11 protein-coding genes and 5 pseudogenes are annotated in these 14879 nt (G+C 70.2%); 7 read left to right on the forward strand and 9 right to left on the reverse strand.

What is annotated here, in order from left to right:
- Positions 1 to 21: 21 nt before the first annotated feature.
- The 3 genes and pseudogenes from H3H54_RS19605 to H3H54_RS10325 all read left to right on the forward strand — a co-directional run.
- A pseudogene (locus H3H54_RS19605) lies at positions 22 to 282 on the forward strand (acyltransferase family protein); the annotation flags it as partial.
- Positions 283 to 296: 14 nt separating this feature from the next.
- A complete protein-coding gene (locus tag H3H54_RS10320) occupies positions 297 to 809 on the forward strand; it encodes a hypothetical protein (protein WP_262423828.1) in 513 nt (170 codons plus the stop codon).
- Positions 810 to 814: 5 nt separating this feature from the next.
- Complete coding sequence (locus tag H3H54_RS10325; protein ID WP_262423829.1) at positions 815 to 1081, forward strand: hypothetical protein; 267 nt, start codon at positions 815 to 817, stop codon at positions 1079 to 1081.
- Between the two features lie 9 nt (positions 1082 to 1090).
- Here H3H54_RS10325 and H3H54_RS10330 read toward each other — a convergent pair whose 3' ends face one another.
- From H3H54_RS10330 to H3H54_RS10340, 3 genes and pseudogenes are all read right to left on the reverse strand, one after another.
- Complete coding sequence (locus H3H54_RS10330; protein ID WP_262423830.1) at positions 1091 to 2479, reverse strand: UTP--glucose-1-phosphate uridylyltransferase; 1389 nt, start codon at positions 2477 to 2479, stop codon at positions 1091 to 1093.
- A gap of 43 nt (positions 2480 to 2522) precedes the next feature.
- Complete coding sequence (locus H3H54_RS10335; RefSeq protein WP_395962602.1) at positions 2523 to 3425, reverse strand: hypothetical protein; 903 nt, start codon at positions 3423 to 3425, stop codon at positions 2523 to 2525.
- Positions 3422 to 5004 (reverse strand): annotated as a pseudogene (locus tag H3H54_RS10340) (ATP-binding cassette domain-containing protein). The gene H3H54_RS10335 and the pseudogene H3H54_RS10340 overlap by 4 nt, the downstream one beginning before the upstream one ends.
- Before the next feature lie 291 nt (positions 5005 to 5295).
- On the opposite strand from H3H54_RS10340, the gene H3H54_RS10345 reads away from it, so the two are divergent.
- The 4 genes from H3H54_RS10345 to H3H54_RS10360 all read left to right on the forward strand — a co-directional run bounded on the left by H3H54_RS10345 (position 5296) and on the right by H3H54_RS10360 (position 10320).
- Positions 5296 to 5631: an HAD family hydrolase gene (locus H3H54_RS10345; RefSeq protein WP_262423833.1), complete on the forward strand. Its 336-nt coding sequence runs from the start codon at positions 5296 to 5298 to the stop codon at positions 5629 to 5631.
- A gap of 68 nt (positions 5632 to 5699) precedes the next feature.
- On the forward strand, positions 5700 to 7499 hold the full coding sequence (gene metG, locus H3H54_RS10350) for a methionine--tRNA ligase (protein ID WP_262423834.1): 1800 nt from the start codon (positions 5700 to 5702) through the stop codon (positions 7497 to 7499).
- A 266-nt stretch (positions 7500 to 7765) separates the two neighbouring features.
- A complete protein-coding gene (locus H3H54_RS10355) occupies positions 7766 to 8767 on the forward strand; it encodes a Fic family protein (protein ID WP_262423835.1) in 1002 nt (333 codons plus the stop codon).
- Positions 8768 to 8850: 83 nt separating this feature from the next.
- Complete coding sequence (locus H3H54_RS10360; RefSeq protein ID WP_262423836.1) at positions 8851 to 10320, forward strand: sugar porter family MFS transporter; 1470 nt, start codon at positions 8851 to 8853, stop codon at positions 10318 to 10320.
- A 10-nt stretch (positions 10321 to 10330) separates the two neighbouring features.
- Here the strand turns inward: H3H54_RS10360 and H3H54_RS10365 are convergent, their stop codons facing one another.
- From H3H54_RS10365 to H3H54_RS10395, 6 genes and pseudogenes are all read right to left on the reverse strand, one after another.
- The gene (locus H3H54_RS10365) at positions 10331 to 10615 is read right to left on the reverse strand and encodes a transketolase C-terminal domain-containing protein (protein WP_262423837.1); all 285 of its coding nucleotides are present in this window, start codon (positions 10613 to 10615) and stop codon (positions 10331 to 10333) included.
- Positions 10612 to 11199 (reverse strand): hypothetical protein, encoded by a 588-nt coding sequence (locus H3H54_RS10370; RefSeq protein ID WP_262423838.1) that lies wholly within the window; start codon positions 11197 to 11199, stop codon positions 10612 to 10614. Before H3H54_RS10370 ends, H3H54_RS10365 begins: the two co-directional genes overlap by 4 nt.
- 218 nt (positions 11200 to 11417) lie before the next feature.
- Positions 11418 to 12200 (reverse strand): annotated as a pseudogene (locus tag H3H54_RS10375) (1-deoxy-D-xylulose-5-phosphate synthase N-terminal domain-containing protein); the annotation flags it as partial.
- Positions 12201 to 12330: 130 nt separating this feature from the next.
- Positions 12331 to 13061, reverse strand: a pseudogene (locus H3H54_RS10380) (PIG-L deacetylase family protein).
- A 10-nt stretch (positions 13062 to 13071) separates the two neighbouring features.
- Positions 13072 to 14163 carry an NAD(P)/FAD-dependent oxidoreductase gene (locus H3H54_RS10385; RefSeq protein ID WP_262423839.1) on the reverse strand — a complete coding sequence of 364 codons (1092 nt, stop codon included), beginning with the start codon at positions 14161 to 14163 and terminating at the stop codon, positions 13072 to 13074.
- A gap of 50 nt (positions 14164 to 14213) precedes the next feature.
- Positions 14214 to 14818 (reverse strand): annotated as a pseudogene (locus tag H3H54_RS10395) (PLP-dependent transferase).
- Positions 14819 to 14879 lie beyond the last annotated feature (61 nt).

Here is a 14879-nt window from a genome sequence, read left to right on the forward strand (position 1 = left end):
TCGCCCTCTGACGGAGATCCCATGGCCGACGACACCTCAGCGCGCCCGCGCGCCCGGGACCCGTTTCTCGACAACGCGCGCGGGATCCTGATCACCCTGGTGGTGGTGGGTCATACGCTCGAGAGCTTCTCGGTGATCGAGGGCGTGCTCGGCGGCACCCTGTACAAGGCGATCTACTCCTTCCACATGGCCGCGTTCGTGATCATCTCGGGGTACCTGTCGAGGTCCTATCGCAATGAGCCGCGACAGGTGAAGCGGCTGCTCACCGCGATGCTCGTGCCCTACGTGATCTTCAGATGGTGCACGAAGCAGGCAAGGCGCTGCTGCTCGGTCAGGATTTCGAGCTGCAGCTGTTCATGCCGGCCTGGACCATGTGGTTCCTGTTGGCGCTGCTGCTGTGGCGACTGCTCACCCCGGTGCTGCGCCAGCTGCGCCATCCGCTGCTCTTCGCGGTGGCCGTCTCGGTGGTCGCCCCGCTGGATCCTGACCTGGATTCGACGTTGACCCTGGGCCGGCTGGTGGGGATGCTGCCGTTCTTCGTGCTCGGTCTGGTGTGCACGCCGCAGGTGCTCGAGCGGATCCGTTCCTTCCGCCACCGCTGGGTGGGAGCACTGGTCCTGCTGGCGGCTGTGGCCTGCGCTTTCCTGCTGCGGGAGGACGTCCACAACGCGCATTTCTACCTCCGCAGCGCCTATGACGAGGACGCGACCGTGCTGTGGAGCGTGGCGGTGCGCGTGGGCGTGCTGGTCGTCGGAGTGGTCGGGACTCTCGCCCTGCTGCTGGTCACACCGCGGGGAATTCCGCGCTGACCGCGGTGGGTGCCCGTTCGCTGACGATCTACCTGCTGCACACGGTGCTGCTGCTGCCGGTCCGCTACGCCGAGGCGCTCCCCACCTGGGTCGAGACCTGGTGGGGAACGCTGATGCTGGTGGGCGCCGGTCTGGGCCTGACGGCCGTGCTGGCCACCGGGATAGTCGGCCGTCTCACCCGCTGGGTCACCGATCCTCCGATCGGGCAGTGGCTGGTGCGATCCGACGAGCAGCAGCCAGCACGCGCCCCGCGCGGTGAGCGCTCTTCCTGAGCCCGAGGGTCAGCTGGCCGAGGCGGTGCCCACGTTCGCGCCCTCGGGGACCTCTCCGCCTTCTTCGCCGAGCACGGCATCGCCCACCACGGAGACGTCGGCGCCGAAGGTCCAGTCGCCCTGCACGTCCAGGCTGGCGGCCTCCTTGAGGGAGGGGACGCCGTGCGGGAACCGCGGCTCGAAGTCCTGGATGAGCTTGTAGGAGCCGCTGTGCAGCGACACCTCGGGCACGTTGTCCACCTGCTGCACGAGAGCGGCCCGCTCGTCGAGGGCGTAGGCGTCCGAGCGCACCAGCAGCAGATCGCTGGTCGCCTTGACGGGCAGGAAGCGGTCCCGACCGACGACGATCGCGGTCGCCCCGTCGAACACCTCGATCGCGGCGCCCATCGCGGACTCGATCTGGTAGACGGGTGTGCTGGTCTTGTCGGCCGGGTCCACGGTCTTCTCGTTGCGGATCAGCGGCAGGCCCATCACGCCGTCGCGCTCGGCGAGCACTGCGGCCATCTGCTCGAGATCGAACCAGAGGTTGTTGGTGTGGAAGAACGGGTGGCGGTGCTCATCGGTGAAGAAGTCCATCTCCTCCTCCGGGGTCTGCGCGGTGTCACGCAGGATGAGCCGGCCGTCGGACTTGCGCACCGCGAGGTGGCCGCCCTTGCGATCGGCGGCGGTGCGGCGGCACAGCTCCGCCGCGTAGGGCGCACCGGTGGAGGCGAACCAGGAGGCGATCACCGGGCTCGGCACGGTGCCGAGGTTGTCCGAGTTCGAGACCGAGGCGTATTTGAAACCTGCGTCCAGCAGCTGCTGGAGCAGGCCGGAGGTCTGCAGGGCGGTGTAGATGTCACCGTGGCCGGGCGGGCACCACTCGAGGTCCGGCTCGGCCTCCCACTGCACGGGGGTGAGGTCGTCGACGCGGAGCTTGGGCTCCTTGTTCTGCAGGAAGTCCAGCGGCAGATCGCCGACGGGCAGGTCCGGGTACTTGGCGAGCACGTCGAGGGTGTCCTCGCGGGTCCGGAACGAGTTCATGAAGATCAGCGGCAGGCGCGATCCGGTGCCGCGGCGGGCGGCGAGGACCTGCTCGACGATGATGTCCAGGAAGCTCTTCCCGTCACGCACCGGCAGCAGCGACTTGGCCTTGTCCAGGCCCATCGACGTGCCCAGGCCGCCGTTGAGGTTGATGATCGCCAGCTGGTCGAAGACCTGCTTCGCGTGACCGACGTCGATCTTCACGTCCTCGAGCTGCGGCGGGTCGAGGTACGGCTCGATGGTGTCCTCGGGGATCGAGCCGGTGACCCCGTCCTCGAGCTGACCGTAGTAGTGGGAGAAGACGTCGATCGCCGTCTGCGCCACGCCTGCGTCGGCCATCTTCTGCTGTGCTGCGGCAAGTCCTTCGATGCTCATGTCACCAGGGTATCGGGGTCGGGGCGTGCCGCACGACGCAGGCTCAGGGGCGGAACTCGTGGGAGGTCGCGGAGACCGTCATCGCGGTCTCCTCCCCCGCCGTGCAGCTGACCGTCCCACCCTTGAGGCTCTGGCACACCACGCCGTAGGCGGAGAGCACGGCGCCGGCGGGCAGCTCCGTGACGTCGTCGGCGAAGTCACCGTCCGGCCCCAGGGGCCAGTAGGCGGGGTCACTGTGCGCAGCGAATCCGGCGCCGTCCTCGCTGATCTCGATCGTGTTGGCCGGTCCTGTGCCGTCGGGCGCCGGCGCTTCGATCCCTTCCTCGAAGGTGCCGTGGCATCCGGCATGGCCGCGCTCCTCGCCCTCTCCCGGCACGATCGAGCAGACCAGGTCGGAGCCGGGCACCGTGAAGCCGTACTCGGCGCCCTGGGACCCGAACACGGCATGCTCGCTCATGTCGACCGCGAAGCCGTCCAGGGGGACGGTGCCCTTCGGCAGCGCTGTGAGGTGGGAGTCGTCCAAGACGCACATGGGCACCTCGGTGAAGACGCTCGGCGTGTGCACCTGCCCGGAGGCGATCGCGCAGTTCCACGCTCCGGGGTCCTCTTCGGCGGTGCCGTCGGCGTAGCTCCAGGTGTCGACATCGGCGAAGATCTCCTCCACCTCCCGGCAGGAGACACCATCGTCGCTGCGCAGCACGGTGAGGTCGAAAGCGGGAACCTCGCACCACGCCGTCTCGGCGGCGGTGGGCTCCTCCGTGGACCGCTCGTCACCACCGCCGTCAGACTGCTGCTCCGTCTCGCTCGCCGGCTCGGTCTCGCTCCCCTGCTCCGTCTCGTTCGCCGTCGTCTGCCCGCCGCTCGGCTCTGCGGCACCGCACCCGATCAGTGCGACCCCGCTGACCAGCATCACCAGCGCCTGCAGTCCTCGGCGCATGCCGCTCACCCCTCGCATGGTCCTCCCCTTCGATCCTCGTCGACCCCGGCATGAGCAGTATGCCCGAGCTCGAGCCGCGGCCAGTGGGCAAGCGCCCGCAGCACCGAACGATCGTGCGTCGCGAGCACAACAGCGGAGGCGGTCTCCTCGAGTGCGGAGAGCAGGTCATCGACACCGCTGATGCCGAGGTGGTTGGTGGGCTCATCGAGCAGCAGCACGTCGGGCCGGGAGGCGAACAGCGCTGCGAGGGCGCGCCGTCTGCGCTCCCCGGGCTGCCGTGATGACCCGATGGAGACACCGGCCCGCCGTCGTCCTCCTGCGCGAGCAGTCCGGTGCGTGCGCCACCCAGCGACCGCACCGTTCCGGCCGACGGCCGCAGCTCCCCTGCCAGCACCCGCAGCAGCGTCGTCTTGCCTGCGCCGTTGGGCCCCACCACCAACAGGCGGTCACCGCCTTCGAGGCGCAGCGTGGTCTCCTCCAGCTGTGCCGGTCCGCCGCTGGGGCGGTCCACACGCACCTGGTCCGCCCGCAGCAGGGGCGTGCCGGATCCGGTCTCGGCGGAGGGCAGACGGAGGCGGGGCGGGGGCGCGGGCACCTCGAGACGGTGCTGCTCGAGCTGGTCGATCCGCTCGTTCATCGCGCGCACCACGCCGGGCGCCCGGCTCTGGCGCTGGTGCTTCCCGGTGCCCTTGTCGGGCCGCCATCCGGTGGACAGCCGCGATCGCGCCGCATCCGCCCGGGAGCGCAGCCGTTCGTGCTCGTGCTGCTGAGCCCGGTGGGCGTCCTCCCAGGCGGCGCGGTGGCGGCGCCTCGCCTCCTGCCACTGCTCGAGATTGCCGCTCACCAGCAGCGGTCTGCCGTCGCTGGTGGGATCGAGGTCGAGGAAGCCCGTAGCGACCTCGGCCAGCAGGGCACGATCGTGGGAGACGATCGCTGCGGCACCCGGGTGCTCCTTCAGCGCGAGGGCCAGATGGGTGAGCCCGCGGGCGTCGAGGTGGTTGGTCGGCTCATCGAGCAGAAGCAGGTCGTCGCGGGCCGCGATCACCCCTGCCAGCCGAACCCGGTAGCGCTGGCCCACCGACATCGACCCCAGGGGGCACCCGCGGTCGGTGATCGCCCCGACCTCGGCGAGGGACACCTCGAGGCGGCGCGGAGCGTCCCAGGCGTCGAGCAGCGTGGCCGCTGTGAGCGCATCGTCGTAGCGCTGCGCTGCGGCGGCCGTGTCCTCCCGGAGCGACTCCGCAGCGACGTCGAGCTCTCTCAGCGCCGCCAGGGGGCGGGCCAGGAGCTCATCGAGCAGATCGCCGACGGTGCGGGGCCCCGCCTCTGCGAGCACGAGCTCCTGCCGCACGAGGCCGAGGCCGCCGTGCCGCTCGATGCTGCCGCCGTCGGGTATGAGATCGCCGCTGAGCGCCTCGAGGAGGGTGGTCTTCCCGCGGCCGTTCTCGCCGACCACGGCGAGCCGGTCCCCCGGAGAGAGGGTGAGGTCCACCCCGCGCAGCAGCACGCGGCCGCCGCGGGCGAGGTGGAGGTCCCGGGCACGCAGGTGCGCGGCGGGTGACGTCTGAACAGGGGTGTACGAAGCCATGTCGTGCCTTCCGGTGGGAGTCACCGGGCATGGCAGATGCCGCCCGGTCTGGATCCGGACGACGACGCGAAGGGGTGTGCTGGGGCGCCGCCGTCAGCGACGGGCGCGGGGGCGCGGCGCGATGGCCGCGAAGCACTGGCAGAAACTCGACATGGCAGCCACCGTAGGAGGACCGGCATTTTCTGTCACGGGAATATCACCCGCCTACGATGGCGCCATGGCAGATTCCCTGGCCGCTCTGCGCGCGCTGGTCCGCGACCATGACATCCGTGGCTGGCCTCCACCGCCACGGTGGACCGGGAGGTGCTCGCCGAGATGGAGCGGCTGCGCGCCTCAGGTCTAGGGGTGTTCGTGCTCACCAACGGCACCGATCGGGTGCCCGAGGAGCTCGACGAGCTCGGCCTGGGCGACTTCCTCGGAACGCGCCGCCGCTTCCTGCTGAACACGGCGGACCTGGATGCCGCCAAGCCCGACCGCGAGGCGTTCGTGCGGTCCCATGCACGGATCGAGGCCGAGCTCGGCGGAGCGCTGGACGCACAGCAGGTCGCCTTTCTCGACGACTCCCCACGGCACGTGCGCGGAGCCGCCGAGTTCGGTTGGCACGCCGTGCTCCACACCGCCGGCTGAGGCCTCCCCGTAGCTCTATCGCGGTAGACGTCGGAGAAGGCCCCCGCCCTCCCCTAGAATCGACAGCTATGAGCACAGTCCTGTCCGCGGTCGCCTGGCCGTACGCCAACGGTCCCCGCCACATCGGCCATGTCGCCGGCTTCGGCGTTCCCTCCGACGTCTTCTCGCGCTACATGCGGATGGCCGGTCACGACGTGCTCATGGTCTCGGGCACGGATGAGCACGGCACCCCGATCTTGGTCGCCGCCGACTCCGAGGGCATCAGCGCCCGCGAGCTCGCCGACCGCAACAACCGCCTCATCGTCGAGGACCTGGTCGCGCTCGGGCTGTCCTATGACCTCTTCACCCGCACCACCACCCGCAACCACTACCAGGTGGTGCAGGACATGTTCGTTTCGGTGCGGGACAACGGCTACATGGTCGAGCAGATCACCTCGGGTGCGATCTCCCCGTCCACCGGCCGCACTCTCCCGGACCGCTACATCGAGGGCACCTGCCCGATCTGCAACGCCGGCGGCGCCCGCGGCGACCAGTGCGACAACTGCGGCAACCAGCTGGACCCCACCGATCTGATCGACCCGGTCTCGCGCATCAACGGGGAGACCCCCGAGTTCGTGGAGACCTCGCACTGGTTCCTGGACCTGCCTGCGCTGGCCGGGGAGCTGGGTCGCTGGCTCGATGAGCGTGAGGCCACCGGGATGTGGCGTCCCAACGTGATCCGCTTCAGCCAGAACATCCTCGAGGACATCCGTCCCCGCGCGATGACCCGTGACATCGACTGGGGCATCCCGGTGCCCGGCTGGGAGGACCAGCCGAACAAGCGCCTGTACGTGTGGTTCGACGCGGTGATCGGGTACCTCTCCGCCTCGATCGAGTGGGCACGTCGCAGCGGCGATCCCGAGGCTTGGCGGAAGTGGTGGAACGATCCCGAGACGCTCGGCTACTACTTCATGGGCAAGGACAACATCGTCTTCCATTCCCAGATCTGGCCGGCGGAGATGATCGCCCAGAACGGCAAGGGGGACAAGGGCGGTCAGCCCGGGAAGTTCGGAGAGCTGAACCTGCCCACCGAGGTGGTCTCGAGCGAGTTCCTGACGATGGAGGGCAAGAAGTTCTCCTCCTCCAAGGGTGTGGTCATCTACGTGCGCGATGTGCTGGAGCGCTACCAGCCCGACGCGCTGCGCTACTTCATCTCCGCCGCGGGCCCCGAGAACCAGGACTCGGACTTCACCTGGGTGGATTTCGTCTCCCGCACGAACAATGAGCTGGTGGCGGGCTGGGGCAACCTGGTCAACCGCACCGCCGCGATGATCGCGAAGAACGTCGGCGAGATCCCTGCTGCGGGCGATCTCGAGGAAGTCGATACCGCACTGCTGGATCAGATCCGCGAGGGCTTCACCACCGTCGGAAAGCTCATCGAGGCGCACCGTCAGCGCGCCGCGATCGCCGAGATCATGCATCTGGTGGGCGAGGCGAACGCCTACGTCTCCCGCACCGAGCCGTTCAAGATGAAGGCCGAGGAGCAGCGTCCGCGCCTGCTCACCGTGCTGCACGTGCTGGCCCAGGCGGTCACCGACCTGAACACGATGCTCGCCCCCTTCCTGCCGCAGTCCGCGAACGCGGTGGAGAAGGCGCTGGGCGGCACTCGGCAGATCGCCCCGATGCCGCGCATCGACGAGGTCGAGGATCTCGACGGCGGCCCCGGCTATCCGATCATCACCGGTGACTACACGGATGTGCCCGCTTGGGCGCACCACCCCGTCGGCGTCGGACAGACAGTCGTGAAGCCCACCCCGATCTTCGTCAAGCTCGATCCGAGTGTCGCCGAGCAGGAACTCGAGCGTCTCGAGGCTGACGCGGAACAGTGACTCCCCAGCCGTTGTAGTAACACTTTCTCTAGAAACTGTTACTACACTGGGGTCGTGAGCACAGTTCCGGCATCGCCGCTTCCCGTGCCACCCGTGGGGCGCAGACCGGGCCTGTGGCGGGTCGCCGACGACGGGTTGGCCTCCCGCTCCGCCCGCTCGCGCGGCACTGGCGCGTATGAGGCCACGCTCCCCGCGGCCCTCGTAGCCCAGATGTTCGCCGTGCCCGGGGGCTCGCGGCCGATGTCGCCGATGCGGAGACCGCACTGGTGGCGTTCGATGCCCACGCCGCGACCCGTCTCGGCGCCGACCATCCCGCGCTCGGACCGATGAGCGCGGTGCTGCTGCGCACCGAGTCTGCCTCCTCCTCCCAGATCGAGGACCTCACCGTCGGTGCGCGTCAGCTTGCCCTCGCCGAGCTGGATGAGTCGCGCAGCAGCAATGCTCGTGCCGTGGTCGCCAACGTCCGCACCATGGAGGCTGCGCTTCGGCTGGCTGCGGAGCTCGATCTCGAGGCGATCCTCGCGATGCATGCAGAGCTGCTGGCCGGTGCGGAGGATGCAGGCCGTCTGCGCGAGCAGCTGGTCTGGGTGGGCCGCAGCGGGCTGAGCCCGTTGGGCGCCGTCCATATCGCTCCGGAGGCCGAGGATGTTCCCGCCGCGATGCAGGATCTCCTCGCCTTCGTCGCCCGTGACGATCTGCCCGTGCTCGTGCACGCCGCGATCGCCCATGCCCAGTTCGAGACCATCCATCCCTTCACCGATGGCAATGGACGCACCGGCCGTGCGCTGGTCCATGCGATGTTGAGCGGCAAGGGTCTTCTATCCACCACCGCCCCGGTATCCGCCGGGCTGCTGACGAACCTCGGTGCGTACACCACCGCGCTGACCGCCTTCCGTGCCGGGGATGCGCGACCCATCGTCGAGGAATTCGCCCGGGCGGCCCGGTACGCCGCGGTCACCGGGACCCGGCTGGTCGATGACCTCGCCGGGCAGCTCGCGGAGGACCGCGAGCGGCTGACCGGGGTGCGCCGTCACGCCCTGGCATGGACGGTGCTCCCGAGGCTGATCGGTCAGCCGATCGTGAAGGCTGCCCACATCCAGCGCACCCTCGGAGTGCCGGCGATGACCGCCCAGCGCGCCCTGGCCCAGCTCACCGATTCCGGTGTGCTGCAGGAGGCGACCGGCCGTTCACGGCACCGGGTGTGGCAGCACCTCGGCATCCTCCGCATCCTGGACGCCTACGCCGCCGAGGTGCGGCGCGCGGGCTGACCGCGCGGCCGGTCGGTGCCCTGTCCGGGCGCCGAGGGGTTACGGTAGCCGCCCGAGTTCTTCGGCAAGGAGGCGATCTCGCCATGTCCACACCCGATACCCGCTCCGGTGCAGGCCCTGCACCGACCCAGCGCCTGAACGCGAAAGTCGTCGGGATCTCCGTCGCCGCCGCCGTCGGCGGTTTCCTGTTCGGCTTCGACACCTCGGTGATCAACGGCGCCGTCAATGCGCTCTCCGACGAGTTCTCCCTCGGCGCCGGGCTCACCGGCTTCGCGGTGTCCTCGGCCCTGCTCGGCTGCGCCGTCGGCGCCTGGTTCGCCGGTGCCCTCTCCAACCGCTTCGGCCGTATCCCGGTGATGGTGATCGCCGCGATCCTCTTCTTCATCTCCGCCGTCGGCTCGGGTCTGGCTTTCGGGGTGTGGGACCTCATCGTGTGGCGAGTGGTCGGCGGTCTGGGCGTCGGCGCCGCGAGCGTCATCGCCCCCGCCTACATCGCGGAGGTCGCCCCGGCGAAGTTCCGTGGGCGCCTCGGCTCCCTGCAGCAGCTGGCGATCGTGCTCGGTATCTTCACCGCTCTGCTCTCGAACGCGATCATCGCGAATTCGGCGGGCGGCTCCTCGGAGTCCTTCTGGTTCGGTGTCGCCGCGTGGCGCTGGATGTTCATGATCGAGGCGGTGCCCGCCGCCGCCTACGGCGTGATGGCTCTGTTCCTGCCGGAGTCCCCGCGCTATCTGATCCGGAAGAACGAGGTGGACCGGGCCTCGAAGGTGCTCTACGACTTCACCGGCGAGCCCGACGTCAACCTCAAGATCGAGCAGATCCGCAAGACGCTCGAGCGGGAGGAGAAGGAGAGCCTGCGGGATCTCCTGGGAGGGCGCTTCGGCCTGAAGCCCATCGTGTGGCTCGGCATCCTGCTGTCGCTGTTCCAGCAGCTGGTCGGCATCAACGTCATCTTCTACTACTCGACCACGCTGTGGCAGTCCGTCGGCTTCGACGAGTCGCAGGCCCTGCTCACCAGCACCATCACCTCGGTGATGAACATCGTCGCCACCATCATTGCGATCCTGCTGGTGGACAAGGTGGGACGCCGCGTGATGCTGCTGGTCGGCTCGGCCGGCATGGCGGCGTCGCTGGGGCTGATGTCACTCGCCTTCTCCTTCGGTGAGGTCGCCGCCGGCAGCGACGCGATCACGCTGCCCGACCCGTGGTCCACCGTCGCGCTGATCTCTGCCAACGCCTTCGTGATGTTCTTCGGCACCACCTGGGGCCCGCTGGTGTGGGTGCTGCTGGGCGAGATATTCCCCAACCAGATCCGTGCCTCCGCGCTCGCGGTCGCGGCCGCCGCTCAGTGGGCGGCGAACTGGGCTGTCTCCGCGTCCTTCCCGACGCTGTCGAACATCGGCCTGACCTTCGCCTACGGCCTGTACGCCTTCTTCGCCCTGCTGAGCCTGGCGTTCGTGTACTACTGGGTGCCGGAGACGAAGGACCGCGAGCTCGAGGACATGGACACCCTCGAGCTGGGCCGCGGACGACAGAGCCGCCAGGAGGACTGAGCCCGGGGGCTCAGCCCTCGAGGGTGGCGCGGGCTGCCTCGGCGATGTGCGCCGAGTCGATCCCGGCCCAGGAGAGCAGCTCTTCCGTCGTCCCGGAGCCGGGCACCCCGTCGACCGCGAGATGCTTCAGATGCAAATCGGTGATCGGCTCGGCGGCGAGGGCTGCGAGGACCGCGGCGCCCAGACCGCCCTCGGCGTGGTGGTCCTCGGCCACCACCACCCGCCCGCCGGTCTCGCTGACGGCCTCACGGATCCCCTCGGCGTCGATCGGCTTGATCGAGTAGGCGTCGATCACGCGGGCCCGCACCCCTGCTCGGCGAGCGTGTCGGCTGCGGCCAGCGCCTGGTGGAGGGTCACGCCGGCACCGATGAGGGTGACGGCATCGTCCGGGGAGCTGCGCAGGGTCTTCGACCCGCCGACGGGGAAGCGCTCGTCAGCCCCGTAGAGCACCGGGTATCCGCCGCGGGTGGTGCGCAGATAGCTGACCCCGCTGATGTCCGCCATCTCCGCGACCAGGGCGGCGGTGGAGGTCGCATCGGAGGGGTAGAGCACGGTCGAGCCCTGCGTGGCGGCGATCATCGCGAGATCCTCCAGGCCCATCTGGGAGGGGCCGTCGGCGCCGATCTCGACCCCGGCATGGGAGCCGATCAGCCGCAGATCCACCCGGGAGACGGGAGCCATGCGGATGAAGTCGGCGGCGCGGGTGAGGAACGCGGCGAAGGTGGAGGCGTAGGCGAGGTAGCCGCGCACGGACAGGCCGGTGGCGGCGGCCACCATCTGCTGCTCGGCGATGAACATCTCGAAGAAGCGCTCGGGATGGGCCTCGATGAAGTCGGCGACGCCGGTGGAGTTGGAGACCTCTCCGTCCAGGGCGACCACCCGGGGTCGGCGGCGGCGAGCGCGGCCAGGGCGGGGCCGTAGGCCTTGCGGGTCGCGATCTCCTCACCCTTGTCGAAGACGGGCAGCTCGACCGTGCCCCTCCCGGAGGGCGCCGGTTCGATCGTCGGCGGCATCGGTCCGCGCACCTGGAGGGTGCGCTCGCCGCCGAGCGCGGTGATCGCCTCCTCGGCCCTTTCCTCGGGCATCGGCTTGCCGTGCCAGCCGGCTTCGTCCTCGACGCCCACGATTCCCTTGCCCTTGATGGTGCGGGCGAGGATCACCAGCGGCCGGTCGAGCTCGTCGTCGGCGCGGGCGAGCGCGTCGTCGATCTGGGCGATGTCGTGGCCGTCGATGATGACGGCGCGGGCCCCGAAGGCCTCGACGCGCGCGGCGTACGCGTCCATGTCCCAGCCGAGGGCGGTCTCGCCCCGCTGGCCCAGGCGATTGACGTCGACCAGGGTGACGAGGTTCGTGAGCTTGTAGTGCGAAGCGGTCGCCAGGGCCTCCCACATGGAGCCTTCGGCGAGCTCGCTGTCCCCGGCCAGGACCCAGACCCGGTACGGCGCGCGGTCCAGGTGCTTGCCGGCCAGTGCGATGCCGACGCCGTCGGGCAGTCCCTGCCCCAGCGAGCCGGTGGCGACGTCGACCCAGGGCAGCACCGGGGTGGGGTGGCCCTCGAGCCGCTGGCCGAAGCGGCGGTAGCCCTCCATCAGCTCCTGATCGGAGACGACGCCTGCGGCCTTGTACACGGAGTACAGCAGCGGCGAAGCGTGGCCCTTGGAGAAGATCAGGTGGTCGTTGCCCGGGGCCTCGGGGGTGTCCCAGTCATAGCGCAGATGGCGTGACATGAGCGTGGCCAGCAGGTCCGCGGCGGAGAGGCTGGAGGTGGGGTGGCCGGAGCCGGCGCTGGTCGAGCTGCGGACCGAGTCGACGCGCAGCTGGGCGGCGAGCTCCGGGATCTGGTCGAGGTCGAGGCCGTTGTGCATGGACATGGTCATCATGACTCCTTCTCGGACCGTCGCCGTGGGAAGGGTCCCCTCCCGGCGGATCCGTGACAGATCGTGCCTGACCTGTCCACAGTAGGAGTGCGCCGCCGGTGGCCGCAATGTTCCGCGACCAGCCGGTCGGTGCTCAGAGGTCGAAGACGCGCAGCGCGACAGCGTGCTCGCTCCCGGCGGCCTCTCCCCGCCGCGCAGGATCTCGGGGATGAACTCTTCGGGCCGCGGATGATCCTGGACGTGGGCCAGGTAGGCCTCGTGGGCGTGCAACGACTCGACGGCGGCCTGCACGTGCTCGGCGTCGACGTGCTTGGCATGCGTCGGTGCCGGGTGCCCGGCCACCAGCAGCGCCCGTGCCTTCCACGCCGCCAGGCCCTCGGTCTCGGCCAGCTCGCGGAACACCCAGGGGTTCGCGGCGTCGCGGCTGCCGTCGACCGCTGCGAGGCCGGCCACGCGATGATCGGCCTGGTTCAGCCCGCCGTAGGCCTCGACCTCGAAGTTCGCGGTGAGCACCAGGTCGGGGCGCACCTGCCGGATCACACGGGCGATATCACGGCGCAGGGCGAGGCTGCCCTCGAGCATCCCGTCGGGGTGATCGAGGTAGCGGAGGTCGGAGACGCCGACGATCTCGCACCCGCGCCGCTGCTCGCGCTCGCGCAGCGGGGCGACGATCTCCGGATCCTCCGCCATCCCGGCCTCGCCGCGGGTGAGCAGGAGGTAGCTGACCTCGATCCCGGCCGCGGTCCAGGCGGCGACCGCGGCGGAGGCGCCGTACTCCATGTCGTCGGGGTGGGCGACGATGCACAGCACCCTCTGCACCCCGTCCTCAGGCAGTGGTGGCAGCGTCGCGTCTGAGGGGTTCATGGTCTCCACCCTAGGCGGCGACCTGCTCCCGGGTGAGGTCCTTCAGCAGGCGGTTCACGGCGGCGCGGCCTGCCCGGTTGGCACCGATGGTCGAGGCGCTGGGCCCGTAGCCGAGCAGGTGGACCCGGGGATCCTCGGCGACTGCGGTGTCGTCGAGGGCGATGCCGCCGAGCTGATTGCGCAGTCGCAGGGGCCGGAGGTGGCGCAGCTCGTGGCGGAACCCGGTGGCCCAGAGGATCACGTCGAGCGCGGTCTCGGTCCCGTCGGCCTCCACCACCCCGTGGGGCGTGATGCGGGTGAACAGGGGTCGGCGTGCGAGGAGCCCTCGCCGCTCGGCCTCCCTCAGCTCGGGGGTCCAGATCAGGCCGGTCGCGGAGACGACGCTGCGCACGGGCAGTCCCCGGCGCACCCTGTCCTGGACCCCGGCCACGGCCTCACGTCCCAGCTCCTGCGTGAACGCGCTGTCCCTGAACACGGGGGCGCTCCGGGTGTACCAGAAGGTCTCCCCCACCTCGGCGATCTCCAGCAGGTGGCCGAGCGCGCTGATGCCGCCGCCCACGACCCCCACCCGTCTGCCGGTGAAGTCCTCGGCGCGTACGTAGTCCGCGGTGTGCAGCTGCGTGCCGCGGAAGTCCGCAGCGCCGGGGAGGGCGGGCCGGAAGGGCCGAGTCCAGGTGCCTGTCGCGTTGAACACGGCCCGGGTGCGCAGCGGGGCGCGCCGCGTGCCGTCCCCGTCAGTGCAGTGCACCAGCAGCGGGCGCGGGCCGGGTCCGTCGGAGTCAGGATCCTCCTCCACACGTGTCACCCTGACCGGTCGCTGGATCGGCACCGCGAACCGCTGCTCGAAGTCGGCGAAGTACGCGGGGACCGCACGGTTCGACGGCTCGGCATCGTCCGCCTCGACCGTGGGCATGCCGGGAAGCTCGCGGATGCCGTTGACGGTGGCCATGGTGAGGCTGTCCCAGCGGTGACGCCACGCCCCACCGGGCCCGTCCTCCGCGTCGAGGACCGCGAAGCGCAGCCCGCCTCGACGCAGCAGATGATGGGCCGCGGACAGCCCCGCCTGCCCAGCACCGATCACCACCACATCCAAGGTCTCCATACCCGGTGCAACGGAGCACGACATCGCAGTGTTCCGCGCCGCGACACGTCTCACGCGGCACTGGGCGCAGCCTCGGCGATCCGGGCGGCGCTCAGTGCCCTGGCGATGTCCTGCCACAGGTCCTCGATGTCCTCGAGCCCCACGCTGAGCCGGACCGTGCCGGGCCCCACCCCGCAGGCGCGCCGCTGATCATCGCTGAGGTGCGAATGGGTGGTCGTCGCCGGATGACAGACCAGGGAGCGGGCGTCCCCCAGGTTCACCGCGATGGTCCATAGCCGCAGCGCATCGCAGAACGCCGCGGCCGCGGCCTCTCCCCGTCGAGCTCGAAGGAGAACACGCCGGCGGTGCCGTCGGGGAAGTCCCGGTCCGCGAGGTGCGCGTCGGGTCGGCCCGGGATGTTGGGGTGCTCGACCCGCGCGACGTCGGGGAGGCCGTGCAGGCGGCCGGCGAGGGTTGCGGCGTCGGCGCTGACCTTCCGCATCCGCAGGTCGAGAGTCTCGATGCCCACCAGGATCTGCTGCGCGCTCGCGGCGGGCAGGGTGGCCCCGAAGTCGGTGACGTGCTTGGCGCGGGCATAGGCCAGCAGGCCGGAGCCCCCGTGCGCGTACTCATCGGCGAAGGTGACGCCAAGCGCCGGTTGGGAGTGGTCAGACATCGCCACCGCTCGGGCCGGCGGCGCGGGTCGAAGCGCCCGGTGTCGACGATCAGGCCCGCGA

The organism is Brachybacterium sp. Z12 (assembly GCF_014400405.1).
GTDB lineage: Bacteria > Actinomycetota > Actinomycetes > Actinomycetales > Dermabacteraceae > Brachybacterium.

Excerpts from the sequence above, each read along its gene's own strand:
- H3H54_RS10385 (WP_262423839.1), bottom strand. The coding sequence starts at position 14,163 with ATGGAGACCTTGGATGTGGTGGTGATCGGTGCTGGGCAGGCGGGGCTG.
- H3H54_RS10360 (WP_262423836.1), top strand. The coding sequence starts at position 8,851 with ATGTCCACACCCGATACCCGCTCCGGTGCAGGCCCTGCACCGACCCAG.
- H3H54_RS10330 (WP_262423830.1), bottom strand. The coding sequence starts at position 2,479 with ATGAGCATCGAAGGACTTGCCGCAGCACAGCAGAAGATGGCCGACGCA.
- H3H54_RS10320 (WP_262423828.1), top strand. The coding sequence starts at position 297 with ATGGTGCACGAAGCAGGCAAGGCGCTGCTGCTCGGTCAGGATTTCGAG.
- metG (WP_262423834.1), top strand. The coding sequence starts at position 5,700 with ATGAGCACAGTCCTGTCCGCGGTCGCCTGGCCGTACGCCAACGGTCCC.